This window comes from Serratia sp. K1WW1 (assembly GCF_055790865.1).
Genome location: NZ_CM147697.1, coordinates 3,616,644 through 3,634,551, shown reverse-complemented (window position 1 = coordinate 3,634,551; position 17,908 = coordinate 3,616,644). Strand labels below are relative to the sequence as shown.

General features: G+C 56.0%; 11 protein-coding genes. 8 read left to right on the top strand and 3 right to left on the bottom strand.

Going from position 1 to position 17,908, the window contains the following annotated elements; translation table 11 throughout:
* The first annotated feature begins 319 nt into the window (after nt 1-319).
* From ygfK to ACX9GU_RS16430, 8 genes are all read left to right on the top strand, one after another.
* Nucleotides 320-3,427 carry a putative selenate reductase subunit YgfK gene (gene ygfK, locus ACX9GU_RS16465; RefSeq protein WP_473192247.1) on the top strand — a complete coding sequence of 1,036 codons (3,108 nt, stop codon included), beginning with the start codon at nt 320-322 and terminating at the stop codon, nt 3,425-3,427.
* Nucleotides 3,428-3,429: 2 nt separating this feature from the next.
* Nucleotides 3,430-4,758 carry a putative aminohydrolase SsnA gene (gene ssnA / locus ACX9GU_RS16460; RefSeq protein WP_473192246.1) on the top strand — a complete coding sequence of 443 codons (1,329 nt, stop codon included), beginning with the start codon at nt 3,430-3,432 and terminating at the stop codon, nt 4,756-4,758.
* Between the two features lie 53 nt (nt 4,759-4,811).
* The gene (ygfM, locus tag ACX9GU_RS16455) at nt 4,812-5,585 is read left to right on the top strand and encodes a molybdopterin-dependent oxidoreductase FAD-binding subunit (protein WP_473192245.1); all 774 of its coding nucleotides are present in this window, start codon (nt 4,812-4,814) and stop codon (nt 5,583-5,585) included.
* Nucleotides 5,585-8,464, top strand: coding sequence for a molybdopterin-dependent oxidoreductase Mo/Fe-S-binding subunit (locus ACX9GU_RS16450; protein WP_473195200.1), 2,880 nt, complete (start codon nt 5,585-5,587; stop codon nt 8,462-8,464). Before ygfM ends, ACX9GU_RS16450 begins: the two co-directional genes overlap by 1 nt.
* A gap of 255 nt (nt 8,465-8,719) precedes the next feature.
* Complete coding sequence (locus ACX9GU_RS16445) at nt 8,720-10,135, top strand: nucleobase:cation symporter-2 family protein (protein WP_473192244.1); 1,416 nt, start codon at nt 8,720-8,722, stop codon at nt 10,133-10,135.
* Nucleotides 10,136-10,162: 27 nt separating this feature from the next.
* The gene (guaD, locus tag ACX9GU_RS16440) at nt 10,163-11,479 is read left to right on the top strand and encodes a guanine deaminase (RefSeq protein WP_473192243.1); all 1,317 of its coding nucleotides are present in this window, start codon (nt 10,163-10,165) and stop codon (nt 11,477-11,479) included.
* A 69-nt stretch (nt 11,480-11,548) separates the two neighbouring features.
* The gene (locus tag ACX9GU_RS16435; protein ID WP_473192242.1) at nt 11,549-12,913 is read left to right on the top strand and encodes an NCS2 family permease; all 1,365 of its coding nucleotides are present in this window, start codon (nt 11,549-11,551) and stop codon (nt 12,911-12,913) included.
* Between the two features lie 170 nt (nt 12,914-13,083).
* Nucleotides 13,084-14,028 (top strand): Rpn family recombination-promoting nuclease/putative transposase, encoded by a 945-nt coding sequence (locus tag ACX9GU_RS16430; RefSeq protein ID WP_473192241.1) that lies wholly within the window; start codon nt 13,084-13,086, stop codon nt 14,026-14,028.
* 16 nt (nt 14,029-14,044) lie between these two features.
* On the opposite strand, the gene xdhC is transcribed toward ACX9GU_RS16430, so the two are convergent.
* The 3 genes from xdhC to xdhA are packed head-to-tail and all read right to left on the bottom strand — an operon-like array spanning nt 14,045 to nt 17,694.
* Nucleotides 14,045-14,521 (bottom strand): xanthine dehydrogenase iron sulfur-binding subunit XdhC, encoded by a 477-nt coding sequence (xdhC, locus tag ACX9GU_RS16425; RefSeq protein WP_059200472.1) that lies wholly within the window; start codon nt 14,519-14,521, stop codon nt 14,045-14,047.
* Nucleotides 14,515-15,396 (bottom strand): xanthine dehydrogenase FAD-binding subunit XdhB, encoded by an 882-nt coding sequence (xdhB, locus tag ACX9GU_RS16420; protein WP_473192240.1) that lies wholly within the window; start codon nt 15,394-15,396, stop codon nt 14,515-14,517. The genes xdhC and xdhB overlap by 7 nt, the downstream gene beginning before the upstream one ends.
* A gap of 12 nt (nt 15,397-15,408) precedes the next feature.
* Nucleotides 15,409-17,694: a xanthine dehydrogenase molybdenum-binding subunit XdhA gene (xdhA, locus tag ACX9GU_RS16415; RefSeq protein WP_473192239.1), complete on the bottom strand. Its 2,286-nt coding sequence runs from the start codon at nt 17,692-17,694 to the stop codon at nt 15,409-15,411.
* Nucleotides 17,695-17,908 lie beyond the last annotated feature (214 nt).

The window sequence follows — 17,908 nt, the reverse complement described above, 5'->3', positions numbered from 1 at the left end:
TGCGGTCTCGTTTTTAACCGAAGTGCTATTTGGCCGTATCAAAGTGATAGCTGGCGATGTTTTTTTGATAATTGATTCTATTAGCGTAGCCGTGATGATTAAGCGACTATCGGCACTGATTGTTATTCTCACTTGCGATTGTGAGCCCGTTCACAAATAAAATTCACAATTAGAACTGCCTCACGAATTTAACTGCTGCCCAACCCCGTAGGTAGATTTGGCCTGATTGTTGCTGCGTTATGCCTATCCGCTGTGGAAAACCGCCCTCAGGTTTTTACAGACTCATCATTCAGGCATTTCGCCGCAAGGAGATAAAGCTATGGGAGATTTAATGCGTCCCGTTCCGTTCAAGGCGCTGTTAACCCGGATTTTTGATGAATATCATGAGAGCCGGTCTATTTTTGGTATTCCAGAAAAGCAGTTTTATCGCAAACATGACGATCGGCGGATTAACGTTTTCAATGAAAGTTGTGAAACGCCACTTGGCCCGGCCGCAGGCCCGCATACTCAGTTGGCGCAGAATATCATCGTTTCCTGGTTGACCGGCGGGCGGTTTATCGAATTGAAAACCGTGCAGATCCTCGACCGGTTGGAGCTGGAAAAGCCCTGTATCGATGCCGAAGACGAATGCTTCAACACCGAATGGTCAACCGAGTTCACGCTGCTCAAAGCCTATGATGAATATTTAAAAGCCTGGTTTGCCCTGCACCTGCTGGAAGAGATGTTTGATCCACGTGCCAAGGGGGAAAGTAAATCCTTCATTTTCAATATGAGCGTGGGTTATAACCTCGACGGGATTAAACAGCCGCCGATGCAGGACTTTATCCATAACATGATGGACTCTGCACAGCACCCGAAATATGCCGAGTATCAACATATTCTTGCCGCATGGGTTAAGGACGAGGGCTTTATTAGCCAGTTCGCCTTATCCGCCCAACGCGGGGCATTGGCACAGTTGCCAGAGCATATTCCAGCGCAATTGGTCAGTGGTATTACCCTTTCGACCATGCACGGTTGCCCGCCAGATGAAATTGAAGCCATCTGCCGCTATATGCTGGAGGAAAAACGGCTCAATACCTTTGTCAAATTAAACCCGACGCTGCTGGGTTATCCGCGTGTGCGTTCCATTCTGGATAGCTGCGGGTTTGATTATGTCGGGCTGAAAGAAGAGTCTTTCGAGCACGATCTCAAACTGGAGCAGGCGATTGCGATGTTGCACCGCCTGACCGACCTGGGGAAACAGCAAAATTTAGGCTTCGGGGTCAAACTGACCAATACCCTGGGGGCAATCAACCATAAAGGCGCCTTGCCGGGCGAAGAGATGTATATGTCCGGGCGCGCGTTGTTCCCGCTTTCCATCAACGTGGCGGCAGTTCTCTCCCGCGAGTTCAACGGGGAACTGCCGATTTCCTATTCCGGCGGGGCAAGCAAGTTTAACGTTCGCGAGATTTTTGACACCGGCATCCGGCCAATCACCATGGCCACCGACCTGCTCAAGCCCGGCGGCTATTTACGCCTGACGGAGTGCATGCAAGAGCTGGACGCTTCCGATAGCTGGCAGATGACTCGCATCGATGTCGATAAGCTGCAAGCGTTGGCAGACAAGGCCGTCAGCATGGAATACACCCAGAAACACTGGAAATCAACGGATCGCATCGACGCCGGTGGCCCACTGCCGATGATTGACTGCTATGTGGCTCCTTGCGTCACCGCCTGCGCCATCAAACAGGATATCCCGGAATATATCCGGCTGCTGGGCGAACAGCGCTATGCCGATGCGCTGGAGCTGATTTATCAGCGTAACGCCTTGCCAGCCATTACCGGGCATATCTGCGATCACCAGTGCCAGTACAACTGCACCCGTCTTGATTACGACAGCGCGCTGAACATCCGCGAACTGAAAAAGGTGGCCTTGGAAAAGGGCTGGGATGAGTATCAGCGCCGCTGGCATAAACCGGCTGGCTCTGGCAGCAAACGCCCGGTTGCCATTTTGGGGGCCGGCCCGGCGGGCTTGTCCGCTGGGTACTTCCTGGCTCGGGCCGGATATCAGGTTACGCTATTTGAGCGTGAGGCGAATGCGGGTGGGGTGGTGAAAAACATCATTCCACAGTTCCGCATCCCGGCGGAGCTTATCGAGCACGATATCGACTTTGTGGCCGCCCACGGCGTGAAGATGGTTTATGGCTGCGATCCCGATCTGACCGTCGACAAACTGCAACAGCAGGGCTTTGACTACGTGTTTATCGGTATCGGCACCGATAAAAACAGCGGCGTGAAGCTGGCGGGCAATAACCGCAACGTCCACAAATCCTTGCCGTTCCTGCGCGATTTCAACCTCGGTAAGCCCATGAACCTGGGCAAACACGTGGCCGTGGTCGGTGCTGGTAACACGGCAATGGACTGTGCCAGGGCTGCATTGAAAGTGCCAGGCGTGCAGGACGTCACCGTGCTGTACCGCCGTACCCTTAATGAGATGCCAGCCTACCGCGAAGAGTATCAGGAGGCGGTAGAGGACAACGTACAGTTTATGTTCCTTACCAACCCGGAACACTTTGATGCCAACGGCACCTTGACGGCCAGAGTGATGGCGCTGGGAGAGCCGGACGAGAAGGGCCGCCGCCGCCCGGTCGCCACCGAACAGACCCTGACGCTGCAGATGGATACCTTGATCACCGCCATTGGCGAGCAGGCTGACGAGGAAGTGCTGCATAAGCTGGGCGTGCCGCTGGATGACGCAGGCTATCCGCAGGTCAACACCGCCACCGGCGAAACTACCCGGCCGAACGTCTTCCTGATCGGCGACGTGCAGCGTGGCCCGTCATCCATTGTTGCTGCCATCGGGAGCGCCCGCAACGCCGCTGAAACGGTGCTGGCGCGGGAAAACGTCAAAACCCATCACGCCGACAAATACTGGTCGAACGTCGATCCGGCGGAAATCTATCGCCGCAAAGGCGCTATTTCGGTAGCGCTGGTGGATAAAACCGAGCGCGAAGCCTTCGTGGCCCAAGAGGCCCAGCGCTGTCTGGAATGTAACTACGTGTGCAGCAAATGCGTCGACGTTTGCCCGAACCGCGCCAACGTGTCGATTGCCATACCGGGCTTCCAGGATCGTTTCCAGACCCTGCATCTGGATGCCTACTGCAACGAATGCGGCAACTGCGCCCAGTTCTGCCCGTGGCAGGGTAAGCCATACAAAGACAAAGTGACGATCTACAGCCTGCCGCAGGACTTTGCCAACAGCACCAATCCAGGGTTCCTGGTGGATGGGGCGCAGGTCAGCGTACGGCAGGACGGCAAGCTTTACCAACTGCAGATCGATAGCGACGGCCAGCTTGAGCAAGTGCCGTCGGAACTGGAGGAGATGTGCCGCATTATCAGCCATGTGCACACTCATCATCATTATCTCCTTGGCCAGGTGGAGGTGTAATCATGCTGATATTAACCAATGCAACCGGCGTGCAGCTCGACCCCGCCAGCGTACAGCACGGTATCGATATCGCCATTGAAGGGGCGTTGATCAAAGAGGTGGGCCAAGGGTTGGCGGCCAAATATCCCCAGGCCGAAGTGCGCAATATGCACGGCAAATGGGTGATGCCAGGGATTGTGTGCGCTCACAACCATTTCTACTCCGGGTTATCACGCGGGATTATGGCCAACATCGCGCCAAGCCCGGACTTTATCTCCACGCTGAAGAACCTGTGGTGGCGGCTGGATCGGGCGCTGGATGAGGAATCGCTGTATTACAGCGGCCTGATCTGCTCGCTGGAAGCCATCAAGAGCGGCTGTACGGCGGTGATCGATCACCACGCCTCGCCCAACTTTATCGCCGGTTCGCTGAAAACCCTGCGCGCAGGCTTTATCGAGACCGGGCTGCGTGGCATGACCTGTTTTGAAACCACCGATCGCAACGGCGGGGAGCGCGAACTGCGGGCTGGCGTGGAGGAGAATATTGCCTTTGCCCAGTTGATCGACGTTGCCAAAAAAGCCGGTAAAGAGCCTTACCTGGTGGAGGCGCATATTGGCGCTCACGCACCGTTCACGGTTTCTGATGCCGGGTTGGAGATGCTGCAAGCGGCGGTTAAAAGTACCGGCCGTGGTCTGCATATCCACGCCGCCGAGGACAGCTACGACGTATCCCATAGCCACGACAAATATGGCAAGGATCTAATCGAGCGCCTGGCGCGATACGACCTGATCGGGTCAAAAACGTTGGTCGCCCACGGTCTGTATCTGTCTGCAGCGGATATCGAACTGATCAACCAGCAGGATGCCTTCCTGGTGCACAACGCCCGCTCCAATATGAACAACCACGTGGGCTATAACCATCAGTTGGCGCAGTACCGCAACCTGGCGCTCGGCACCGATGGCATCGGCTCAGACATGTTTGAAGAGCTGAAGTTTGCCTTCTTCAAACACCGTGATGCGGGCGGGCCGCTGTGGCCGGATAGCTTTGCCCGCTTCCTGGCCAACGGTAACCAACTGCTGGCGCGCAACTTTGGCGCCAACTTCGGCTGCCTGGACGCCGGTTACAAAGCGGATCTGACCATCTGCGACTACCCGTCACCCACGCCGCTGGCGGCGCAAAATATCGGCGGGCATCTGGCCTTCGGCATGGGGGCTGGCAGCGTCAACAGCGTAATGGTGGAAGGCCGTATGGTCTATCAGGATCGCCAGTTCCCGTTCGATGTGGAACCGATCTACGCAGAGGCGCGCAAGGTTGCGGCCAAGCTGTGGCAGCGTATGGATGCCTTGAATTAAACCGGTCGCCGCCCTGCGAACACCGGGGCGGCTGACATTGATGAGGGTGCAACATGATTGAGCAATTCTATCGGCCAGGATCGGTACAGCAGGCGCTAGAGCTAAAACGCCAGTTCCAGCAGGATGCCGTCTATTTCGCCGGCGGTAGCAAACTAAACGCCACACCCACTAAAACACGGCAAAAGATTGCCATCGGGCTGTCGCAGCTGGGGCTGGATCAGGTGAGCTGGCAGCAGGGGGCATTGCATATCGGTGCCACCATTACCTTACAACGTTTAATGGATACCCAGCTTATTCCGCAGGCCCTGCGTGAGGCGCTGGGTTTTGTCTATTCCCGCCATATTCGTAATCAGGCAACGCTGGGTGGTGAAGTCGTTTCGGCAGCGAAAGATTCGGTGCTGCTGCCGGTGCTGCTGGCATTGAGTGCCCAGGTGGTGGTGGGCAGCGGCAAGACGATGGCGCTGGAAGACTATCCGCTGTGCGGCGGCAGTGAATTACTGCTGGCGGTGGTACTGCCAGATCCTTACCGTACCTGCGCTACCCGTAAAATTGCCCGTTCAGCGGCGGGGTTGCCGGTGGTGACTGCGGCGGTATCCCGCGATGCGCAGGCGAAAATTCGTATCGCCCTGAGCGGCGTGGTGGCACCCGGTCGCCTGCGTGATGCAGAGAACAGTGGCCTGTGTGGCCCGGCGTTGGAGCAGGCGGTGGCGCAGATGATATCTCCGCCAGATGACATCTGTGGCAGCCGCGCCTATAAGCGCTATATCACCGGTGTGGTGGTGGCAGACCTGTTGGCGGCTTGCCAGGCATCAGGGGAGAAAGCATGATGAATATTCGCTTTACGCTCAACGACATCCCGCAGGAGATGCAGTGCCAACCCGGCGAAAACGTCCAGCAACTGCTGTTCAAGATGGGAATGCATTCGGTCCGCAATAGCGATGACGGTTTCGGTTTTGCCGGTTCGGACGCGATCCTGCTTAACGGTGTGGTGGTCAACGCCTCGTTGCTGATCGCCGCCCAGTTGGATAATGGCGCGGTTACCACGGCCGAAGCGCTGGGAAGCTGGAACCAGCTCAGCCTGGTGCAACAGGCAATGGTGGACGTGGGGATCGTCCAGTCCGGCTATAACGATGCGGCGGCGGCGCTGATCCTGACGGATCTGTTGGCCCGCATTGAGGAACCAACGCGCGCGCAAATAGACGATGCGCTGTCAGGCTTGTTCAGCCGTGATGCCGGTTATCAGCAGTTCTATCAGGTCGTAGCGCTGGCGGTGGCTCGCCGTAACGATCCTGAATTCCAGTCGCTCGCGGCTCCCGAATTCCGCAGCGATCTGAACGTGGTCGGTAAGCTGTGCCCTAAGGTGGACGCGGCGAAGATGGTACAGGCCAAGCCTTGCTACGTAGAAGACCGCGTGGCCCGCAATGCCTGCATCATCAAGATGCTGCGTAGCCCGCATCCTCATGCCTTGATCACGCATCTGGACGTCAGCAAAGCCGAGGCGTTGCCAGGGGTGGTGCATGTGATCACCCATCGCAACTGCCCGGATATCTATTACACCCCCGGTGGGCAGAGCGCGCCAGAACCTTCACCGCTGGATCGCCGGATGTTTGGCCAAAAACTGCGTCACGTAGGTGACCGGGTGGCGGCGGTAGTGGCCGAGAGCGAAGAGATTGCGTTGGCCGCGCTGGCATTGATCGACGTTGAATACCAAGTGCTTAAACCGGTGATGTCGATTGATGAGGCGATGGCGGAAGGGGCACCGCTGGTACACGACGAACCGATTGTTTACGTCCACGGCGCACCGGACGACCTGGCCGAGCAGAACAAGGGTAGCGCAGAGCGTGGCACCGAGCATGTGACGATCAACTTCCCGATTGGTGCCAAACCCCACAGAAATATTGCCGCCGCGGTACATGGGCGCATTGGCAACGTGGATCAAGGCTTTGCCGAGGCGGACGTGGTGCTGGAGCGCACCTACGAATCCAAACAGGTGCAGCAGTGCCCGGCGGAAATGCACGTCTGCTACACCTACATGGACGGCGATCGGCTGGTGATCCACGCGTCAACCCAGGTGCCTTGGCACCTGCGCCGCCAGGTCGCCAGGATCGTCGGGCTTAAGCAGCATAAGGTGCACGTGATCAAAGAGCGGGTCGGCGGCGGTTTTGGCTCCAAGCAGGATATCCTGTTGGAAGAAGTGTGTGCCTGGGCAACCTGCGTGACCGGTCGTGCGGTCTATTTCCACTATACCCGCGAAGAAGAGTTCATCAGCAACACTTCGCGCCATGTGGCCAAGGTGCGGGTGAAGATTGGCGCGAAAAAAGACGGCCGCCTGACGGCAATCGACATGAACTTCCTGGCCAATACCGGCCCTTATGGCAACCATGCGCTGACGGTGCCCAGCAACGGCCCGGCGCTGTCTCTGCCGCTCTATCCCTGCGATAACGTCAATTTCCAGGTGACCACCTATTACAGCAACATCTGTCCGAACGGGGCTTATCAGGGTTACGGTGCGCCAAAAGGCAACTTCGCCCTGACCATGATCCTGGCGGAGATGGCGGAAAAACTGCAGATGGATCCGCTGGATATCATCGAGCGCAATCGGGTAGTTGAAGGGCAAGAGTTGAAAATCCTCGGGGCGATTGGCGAAGGCAAAATGCCGACTTCGGTGCCAAGTGCCGCCAGCTGTGCGCTGGAGCCGATCTTGCGCAAAGGGCGTGAGCTGATCCAGTGGAGCTCACCGAAAGTCAGCCAGGGAGACTGGCAGATTGGCCGTGGCGTAGCCATTATCATGCAAAAATCCGGTATTCCGGATATCGATCAGGCCAACTGCATGATCAAGCTGGAATCGGACGGTACCTTTATCGTGCATTCCGGCGGGGCGGACATCGGCACCGGGCTGGATACGGTCGTGGGCAAACTGGCGGCGGAAGTGTTGTGCTGCCCGTTCGCAGACGTGCATGTGATTTCCGGTGATACCGATCATGCCCTGTTTGATAAAGGGGCTTACGCCTCTTCCGGCACCTGCTTCTCCGGCAATGCGGCGAAGAATGCGGCGGAAAATCTCAGGAAGAAAATCCTGTTCCACGGCGCGCAGATGCTGGGTGAGCCAGAAAGCGACGTCACGCTGGTGGTTCCAGGCGTGGTGCGCGGTAAACAGGGCAAAGTGACGTTCGCACAGATTGCCCATAAGGCAGAGACGGGCACCGGCTTTGGCACCCTGGTGGCCACCGCCAGCTATATCTCCTCTGACTTTGCCTTCCCGTTTGGCGCCAACTTTGCCGAAGTGGCGGTCAATGTGCGCAGCGGGGAGATCCGGTTGGATAAGTTCTATGCCTTGCTTGATTGCGGCACCCCGGTTAACCCGGAGCTGGCGCTGGGGCAAATCTACGGGGCGTCAATGCGCGCCATTGGCCACAGCATGACGGAAGAGATTATCTATGACAGCCAAGGCTCGCCGATCACTCGTGATTTGCAAAGCTATGGCGCACCAAAGATTGGTGATATCCCGCTGGACTTCCAGGCGTTCCTGGTGCCCAGTGACGATCGGGTGGGGCCATATGGGGCCAAGTCGATCTCCGAGATTGGCGTCAACGGGGCGGCTCCGGCCATCGCCATGGCGATCCACGATGCTTGTGGCGTTTGGCTGCGTGAATGGCATTTCACCCCTGAGAAAATCCTGAGGGGGTTAAATAAGCTGTCAGCTTAGTTCTCGTGGAATAAGTCGTGCCGGGATAATGACTGATTAAGGTCATTATCCCGCTATACCTACCTAGTTAAACCGACGGCGGGTATAAGCGATTCAATATATTAGCTAAAGCTAATCTGTAATTGCCGCCATTGATTAATGAGCTAAAAGCTCAGGCTAGCCCGTGGAATTAACATGGCGAAAGAGCAGGGCGTGGAGCAGTTAACGCGTGATTATTGAATCAGATGATCACATTTACTGGCAAGGAGTAAAGCGATGTCTGATATACCTAATCCCAATAGCGATCTTATTTATCAGTTAGAAGATAAACCGCCGTTCGACCAGTGTATTGTTGGCGCGGTCACCCATTTGTTAGCCATTTTTGTCCCTATGGTGGCACCCGCATTGATTGTGGGGACCGCTCTATCGTTACCGCCAGAGATCACCGCCTATCTGGTTTCCATGGCCATGATTGCCTCAGGCGTAGGGACCTGGTTGCAGGTACATCGCTATGGTCGCGTCGGTTCGGGGTTGTTGTCGATCCAGTCGGTCAACTTTTCCTTCGTGACGGTGATGATTGCCTTGGGTAGCACGATGAAAGCCGACGGCCTGCATGTTGAAGCAATGATTTCGACTTTGCTGGGTGTCTCTTTTGTGGGGGCATTCTTGGTGGTGGGCTCCTCGTTTGTTTTGCCCTATCTGAAACGGGTGATCACCCCTACTGTCAGCGGTATTGTGGTGCTGATGATTGGCCTGAGTCTGATCAAAGTGGGCATTATCGATTTTGGTGGCGGTTTTGCCGCTAAAAGCAGCGGCACCTTTGGCAACTACGAAAGTATTGGCATCGGCCTGTTGGTGCTCCTGGTGGTGATCGGCTTCAACTGTTGCCAAAATGCGCTGTTGCGTATGGGCGGTATCGCCATTGGTATTATCGTCGGCTATGTGGTGGCGCTTTGCCTGGGGATGGTCGATTTCTCGGTGATGCGCAACCTGCCGCTCATGACTCTCCCTGTACCCTTCAAATATGGCTTCTCTTTCGATCTGCACGCTTTTCTGGTGGCTGGCACCATTTACCTGCTCAGTGTACTGGAAGCGGTCGGGGATATTACTGCAACCGCGATGGTTTCCAACCAGCCGATCAAAGGGGAGGAGTATACCTCTCGTCTGAGCGGTGGGGTGCTGGCTGATGGCTTGGTATCGGTGATCGCCACCATGCTGGGCTCGTTACCGTTAACCACCTTTGCCCAGAATAACGGCGTGATCCAGATGACCGGCGTCGCCGCCCGCCATATCGGCAAATATATCGCCGTGATCCTGGTGGTACTGGGGCTTTTCCCGGTTATTGGCCGCTTCTTTACCACCATCCCCGCGCCTGTACTCGGCGGCGCGATGACGCTGATGTTCTCGATGATCGCCATCGCCGGGATACGCATCATCATCTCTAACGGTTTAAACCGCCGCGAAACCATCATCGTCGCCACCTCGCTGGGGCTGGGCCTTGGCGTCTCTTACGATCCGGAAGTGTTTCGTATTTTGCCCGAGTCGATTTATGTCTTGGTGGAAAACCCAATCTGCGCTGGTGGGCTGACCGCTATTTTCCTCAATTTATTGATCCCGCTGAATAACAAAGAAAAAAACGACGTCAGGGAAATTGAATTAGACGTGGCTCCGGCGGAAAAAAATACCGATTAACTTAGCAGCGTAATAAGGAATTTCAGTATGGAGCGTGAACAATCAATCAAGGCCGTGCGGGGCAGTTTTCTCGATATCACCCGCACCGTACAACATCCGGAAGAAATTGAAGGCCATCTGCGCTTTATTAAAGACGGGCTACTGATCGTTCGTGATGGGCGGGTGGAGTGGTTTGGCGACTGGGAAGAGGGGCACCACCAGGTCCCCGACAGCATCCGGGTACGCGACTACAGCGGTAAAATGATCGTGCCAGGGTTTGTCGACACCCATATTCATTATCCGCAATGTGAAATGGTAGGAGCCTATGGCGAACAACTGCTGGACTGGCTGAACAAGCACACCTTCCCGGCGGAGAAGCGCTATAACGATCTGGAATACGCCCGCGAGATGTCGGCGTTTTTCATCAAGCAGCTGCTGCGTAATGGCACCACCACCGCGCTGGTGTTCGGCACCGTGCATCCCGAATCGGTAGAGGCGCTGTTTGAGTCGGCGCGCCATATCAATATGCGGATGATCGCCGGTAAGGTGATGATGGATCGCAACGCGCCCGATTACCTGCTGGATACCCCAGAAAGCAGCTATAGCCAAACCAAGGCGCTGATTGAGCGCTGGCATAACAATGGCCGCCTGTTATACGCCATCACCCCGCGTTTTGCGCCAACCTCCTCACCGGCACAGTTGGAGATGGTGCAACGCCTGCGCCAGGAATACCCGGATGTTTACCTGCATACCCACCTGTCGGAAAACAAGGATGAAGTGGCTTGGGTGAAAGCCCTGTTCCCAGAGCGCAAAAGTTATCTCGATGTTTACCATCACTACGGCATGACCGGCAGAAAAAGCGTATTTGCCCACTGTGTGCATCTGGAAGACGCCGAGTGGGATTGTCTGCACCAAACCCAATCATCCATTGCCTTTTGCCCGACCTCCAACCTGTATCTCGGTAGCGGCCTGTTTAATTTGCCCAACGCCTGGCGGAAAAAGGTGCGGGTGGGAATGGGCACCGACATCGGCGCGGGCACCACCTTCAACATGCTGCAAACGCTGAACGAGGCTTACAAAATCATGCAACTGCAGGGTTACCGGCTCTCGGCATATGAGGCGTTCTATCTGGCGACGTTGGGCGGGGCCGTTGCCCTGGGGCTGGCGGACACCATTGGTAACTTCAACCTGGGGAAAGAGGCGGACTTTGTGGTGCTGGAGCCGACGGCCACGCCGCTGCAACAGTTGCGCTACGACAACTCAAAAACCTTGATGGATAAGCTGTTTGTCATGATGACGCTAGGGGATGACCGGTCGATCTATCGCACCTATGTCGATGGCCGGTTGGTGTATGAACGCACGTAAATAACCACACTGCCATTTGCCAGGGTAACTAACAGGGTATGTGAGTATAAACTTTCAGAGGGCATTGCTATGTCTAATAATTTATCGCAGGTGACGTCAGCAAAAGCGGCCAGCTCGCTAGACAGCTATTTTAAGATTAGCGAGCGGGGCAGCAGCGTACGGCAGGAAGTATTGGCAGGTTTGACCACCTTTTTGGCGATGGTCTATTCGGTGATCGTGGTGCCCGGCATGTTGGGCAAGGCGGGTTTCCCTCCTGCGGCGGTGTTTGTCGCCACCTGCCTGGTTGCCGGTGTGGGTTCACTGGTGATGGGCCTGTGGGCTAACTTGCCGATGGCTATTGGCTGCGCCATCTCATTGACGGCGTTTACTGCTTTTAGCCTGGTGCTTGGCCAGCACATCAGCATTCCGGTCGCCCTGGGGGCCATCTTCTTGATGGGGCTGATATTCACCGCCATTTCGGTAACTGGGGTACGCTCATGGATCCTGCGTAACCTGCCGATGGGTATCGCGCATGGCACCGGGATTGGTATTGGCTTGTTCCTGCTGCTGATCGCTGCCAACGGTGTCGGCATGGTGATCAAGAACCCGCTGGACGGTTTGCCGGTGGCGCTGGGGTCATTTGTGTCTTTCCCGGTGATGATGTCGCTGCTCGGCCTGGCGATGATCCTCGGGCTGGAGAAACTGCGCGTACCGGGTGGGATTTTATTAGTGATCATCGGTATTTCCCTTATCGGCCTGATCTTTGACCCGAACGTAAGATATCAGGGGCTGTTTGCGCTGCCGAGCCTGTCCGGGCCGGACGGTAGCTCGCTGATTTTCAGCCTGGATATCAAAGGGGCGTTGAACCCGGCGGTACTGCCGAGCGTATTGGCGTTGGTCATGACGGCGGTATTTGATGCCACGGGCACCATCCGGGCGGTCGCCGGGCAGGCTAACCTGTTGGACGAGGACGGGCAGATTATCAACGGTGGCCGGGCGTTAACCGCCGACTCCATGAGCAGCATGTTCTCTGCATTGGTTGGCGCCTCACCCGCTGCGGTGTATATCGAGTCTGCTGCGGGAACGGCTGCTGGCGGTAAAACTGGCATGACGGCGGCGGTGGTGGGCGTACTGTTCTTGCTGATCCTGTTCTTGTCACCGCTGTCTTATCTGGTCCCCGGCTATGCGACGGCACCGGCGCTGATGTATGTGGGCCTGCTAATGCTGAGCAACGTGGCCAAGCTGGATTTTGACGACTTTGTCGATGCCATGTCCGGCCTGGTGTGCGCGGTATTTATCGTGCTGACCTGTAACATTGTCACCGGCATTATGCTGGGCTTCAGTACGTTGGTGATTGGCCGTGTGTTCTCTAACGAGTGGCGCAAACTGAATATTGGCACGGTGATTATCGCTGTGGCGCTGGTGATATTTTATGCCGGTGGCTGGGCGATTTGATGGCATAACCGATCTTTTCGACTTAGGGGCGCTGAATGTGAACTGAACTCCAAATACTGCGCCCATTATCAATGTTTAACCTCGTTAATGCGAGTTAACTCCAGAGGTAGCGCGCTGGTAATTTTAACCACGTTCAGCTTGTAGTAGGTTTTGCTCATGTTTTGTCCAGGATGACCGACATGAAAAAGCCTACCCCCACTACGCATGATGCGGTTTTTAAGCAGTTCCTCACCCATCCCGCCACCGCCCGCGACTTTCTGGCATTGCATTTGCCGCCAGATTTGCTGCAAAGTTGCGATCTGAATACGTTAAAGCTAGAGCCAGGGAGTTTTATCGAGGACGACCTGCGTGCTTATTACTCCGATGTGCTTTACTCGCTGAAAACCGGTAAGGATGACGGGTATGTCTATGCTTTGATTGAACACCAAAGTTCTCCCGACAAACATATGGCATTCCGTTTGGTACGTTATGCTATTGCAGCAATGCAACGCCATCTTCAGGTGGGTCACGATCGGCTACCATTAGTTATTCCGATGCTCTTTTACCACGGGCAGATCACCCCTTATCCGTATTCGATGAGTTGGTTTGAGGAGTTCAGTGATCCAGAATTAGCCAGGCAACTTTATGCGGGACATTTTCCTTTAGTTGACGTTACCGTCATTCCCGACGATGAGATCATGCAACACCGCCGTATGGCCATTCTGGAGCTGTTACAAAAACATGTGCGCCATCGCGACCTGTTCGAACTGCAGGAACGGCTGGTCACATTATTATTGGCCGGATACACTACTAAAGAACAACTGATATCGTTGATTAACTATATGCTGCAAATGGGGAGTTCGACCAAACCGGAGAGACTGCTCCGCGAATTGGCCAGATGTGCGCCGCAGCATGAGGAGGAATTGATGACTATTGCAGAATATCTCGAACAAAAAGGGCGAAAGGAAGGACTACAGGAAGGATTACAGGAGGGTTTACAGGAGGGAGTCCAGAAAGGGGAACGCGGAGCTGCTTTGAAAATAGCCCATGCCATGCTGGCGGACGGTCTCGAGCTGGCTAGAGTGATGAAATTGACCGGTCTCTCAGAAGAAGAGCTGGCGCAAATCCACCACTAGCGTTTACCAGCGTTTCTCAACGCGGCATTTCCTCATCCAGCTGCTGCGCCTGTTCCACTGCCTTGACGATCGAGGTATAGCCGGTGCAGCGGCATAAATTCCCGGCCAGGCCGCGGCGGATCTCCTGCTCGGTAAGGCGGTGGCCGCGAAAGCGTTCCACCATCGAGGTACTGGTCATCACCAGTCCCGGCGTACAAAAACCACACTGCACCGCCCCTACATTCACATAAGCCTGCTGTACGGCAGACAGTTTGCCCTGTTTCACCTCGCCCTCGGTGGTGCGGATGGTTTTGCCATCGGCCCAGAGCGCCAGATAAATACAGGTGTCCGTAGCGACATCGTCGATCAGTACGGTACAGGCACCACACTCGCCCACGCTGCACCCTTGTTTGACGCTGTTAAGCCCTTGCTGGCGCAGTAACTCCATCAGCGACAGGCGGGGATCGACCTCGAACTGATAGGGGCGGCCATTGATGGTGCAATTGATCAACATGATAACTCTCCTCCAGCACGTTGGGCCGCCTGGGCCAGCACGCGCTCTGCCAGCGTACGGATGATTTGCATACGGAACTCTTTGCTGGCGCGCCAGGATGAACGTGGCAGCACGTCACGTATGACCGCCTCACGCACGGCGGCGAGCGTTTGCGCGTTGAATGGCTGCCCCAGAGCTGCGGCCTCGGCATTTGGGCCACGGATCGGCGTTGGGGCCGCTACGCCAAAGGCGATTTTCACCGCGCTAAAGTGGCCATTTTCAATTTTGCAGGCCGCCGCGCAGCCGATGGTGGCAATATCCATCGCACCACGCATGGCGTATTTATAATAGCTGGCACCAAAGTGCTGATAGTGCAGTGGCCTAAACAGCAACGCCACGGTGACCTCATTTTGCCCTAACGCGACCTTGCCTGGGCCGGTGTGGAATCCCTGGATCGGCGTGCGGCGTAGCCCTGTGGGGGTAGCGATTTCCAGCTCGGCTTCCATCACCACACAGGGTGAGGCGGAATCGGCACTGGTGGCACCGTTGCAGATATTCCCGCCCAACGTGGCCATATTCCGCACCTGTGGCCCGGCGATCGTCGCGGCTGCCTCTGCCAGGATCGGGATATGGCGTTGCACCAACGGTGAATCGATAATCTGGCTAAAGGTGGTGCCACTGCCGATGCGCATTGTGCCATCCGGCAGCAGCTCGATACCGTTCAGCTCGTTCAGGCCGTGAATATCCACCAGATGGCGATATTTGCCGTTCATATGATGGAGCTGGATCAGCACGTCGGTACCGCCAGCAATCAACCGGGCCTGCGGATCGGCGGCTAATTGCCGCACGGCATCGTCTATGCTGGTCGCCCGATAATAGTGCGCAATATCGTACATAATTTTCTCCAGTTACTCGATCAGGCCCGCTTGCGAAAAATAGCGATAGAGCGTTTTGGGCGTTAGTGGTAACTCATCTATCTTCACGCCGGTTGCCATCCAGATGGCGTTGCGGATCGCCGGGGCGGGAGAGATCAGCGGCGGCTCACCCAGCGCCTTGTGCCCATAGGCGGATTGCGGCTCATAGGTTTCGACAAACGCACAGCCCAACTCTGGCAGATCGAGAATGGTAGGGAACTTGTAATCCAGCAGATTGTTATTGCGCACGATGCCGCTTTGCTCGTCGATGATCATCTCTTCGAACAACGTCCAGCCGATGCCCATTCCCATGCCGCCATGCACCTGGCCCTCTGCCAGCAGTGGGTTAAGGATCTGGCCGGAATCGTGCAGATTAATGATCTTGTTGATGGTGACCTTACACAGCTCAATATCGACGGTGAGGTCAACAAAGGTGCAGCCAAAGGCGGGCGGATTGCTGCGGGTTTTGCAGGAAACCTCGGCCATTATCTGCCCGCCGACCTCCTGATCGTAATGGGCGCTCATGGAGACCTCTTGCACCGAGCACAACACTTTTTCCGGCATCTCCTTCAGCACCACCTCGCCGTTGATCACATCTAGCGCCCATTCGGGCTGGCTGCACATATAGGCTGCATGGGTCAGGATCTTGGTACGCAACTCTGTAGCGGCCTGGCGGATGGCAGGGGCTGCAACATAGCTTTGCCGCGAGGCGAAGGCACCGGGATCGTAGGCGGTAATATCGGTGTCTTGGCTGGAGATGACGTAGATGGAAGAGAAGGGCACGCCGATGGTTTGCGCCGCCATTTGTGCAAACACGGTATCCGATCCCTGGCCAATTTCCGTCGCGCCGACTTGCAGATGGACGGTGCCATCCTGGTTCAGTAACAGCCGGGCGCTGGCAATCTCGACGCCAACTGGATAGGTATTGGACGCATAGCTCAGGCAGGCCACGCCAACGCCGCGGCGGATGGGGCCACTTTGGTTCAGGCAGGCGGCACGGCGGGCATCCCACTCAAACAGTTCCCGACCTTTTTGCAGGCACTCGATAATCCCGGCGCTCTTGATCTCCTTGTGATTGAGCGGGTTGACATCCCCCAGGCGGGCGACGTTTTTGAGCCGCAGTTCCAGCGGATCCATCCCCAGTTGGGCGGCGGCTTCGTCAATCATGCATTCCAGGGCAAAGGTCACCTGTGGTGCACCGTAGCCGCGCATGGCGCCGGCGTTCGGCAGGTTGGAATAAAAGGTGGTGGCTTGGTAGCCGAAGGCGATACGCGGATACAAATAGGCGATTTTATTGGCCCCGGCGGAGGCAATGGAGTGGCCGTGAGAAGCATACCCTCCGGTATTGGAGAGCACATCCAGGCTATAGGTTTGCAGGATGCCGTCGCGGTTAATGCCCATCTTACCGCTGATGGAGAACGAGTGACGGGTACGAGATGCCAAAAAGCACTCTTCGCGGCTCAGTTCAACCTTGACCGGCACGCCGCCGAGTTTCCAGGTCAGGAATGCAGCCATCGGCTCTTCCAAGACGTCCTGCTTATTGCCGAACCCGCCGCCGATATAAGGTTTGATCACCCGGATGGATGACCATGGCCGATCCAGCGCCTGGCCTACCACACGGCGTACCAGATGGGGAATTTGGGTGCTGGAGACAATCACTATGCGATCCATCTCGTCCATGTAAGCGTAGGAAGTCACCCCTTCCAGATGACAATGTTGCACTACCTGCGTGCTGTAGTTGCCTTTGATCACTACCTCTGACGCAGCCAATGCCGCCACGGGATCGCCGCCGCTGAGCTGGTGTTGTTTCAGCAGATTGCTTTTGCCGCCGTGTAACAGCGGTGCATCTGCTGCCAGCGCGGTTTTTGCTGTGGTCATCACTGGCAGTTCCTGATATTCCACTTCAACCAGCATGGCGGCTTTCTCTGCCGTTAACGCGTCGCAGGCGACAACGATCGCCACACCATCGCCGTGATGGCGTACATGCTGGGTCAGCAACTGTTTATCCGCTACGTCACGCTTATTGGCATCCAATGACCAGGCATGGCCCGCCGTCGGAAAACCGTGCTGCGGAACATCCTGATAGGTGAATATGGCTTCAACCCCCGGCAATTGCAGGGCTTTGCTGGTGTCGATACGTGTAACCAGACCATGGGCAATCGGGCTACGCACATATTTGGCATGACGCATACCGGGCATGCTCATATCGTCGGTATAACGTGCCCGGCCGGTGACTTTGGCTTGTGCATCGACGCGTTCGGGCGAGGTTCCTACAGGCATCTTGCTCTCCTCGGTGAGAGAAAAAGTCGCGATAGCCAACAGCAGCAACTTACAGGCCATAATGGGTTGAAAAATCAGCCGGATGTGGGATTTGTGAGGTGAATCTGGTTTATAGCGGGGTGTGATAGTTTTTGGTGGTCAAAGAGGGGGGAGGACGCACCAATGTCGGCATGGCAAAGACGAAGTGCGACGATAATTTATCATATTGATAAGG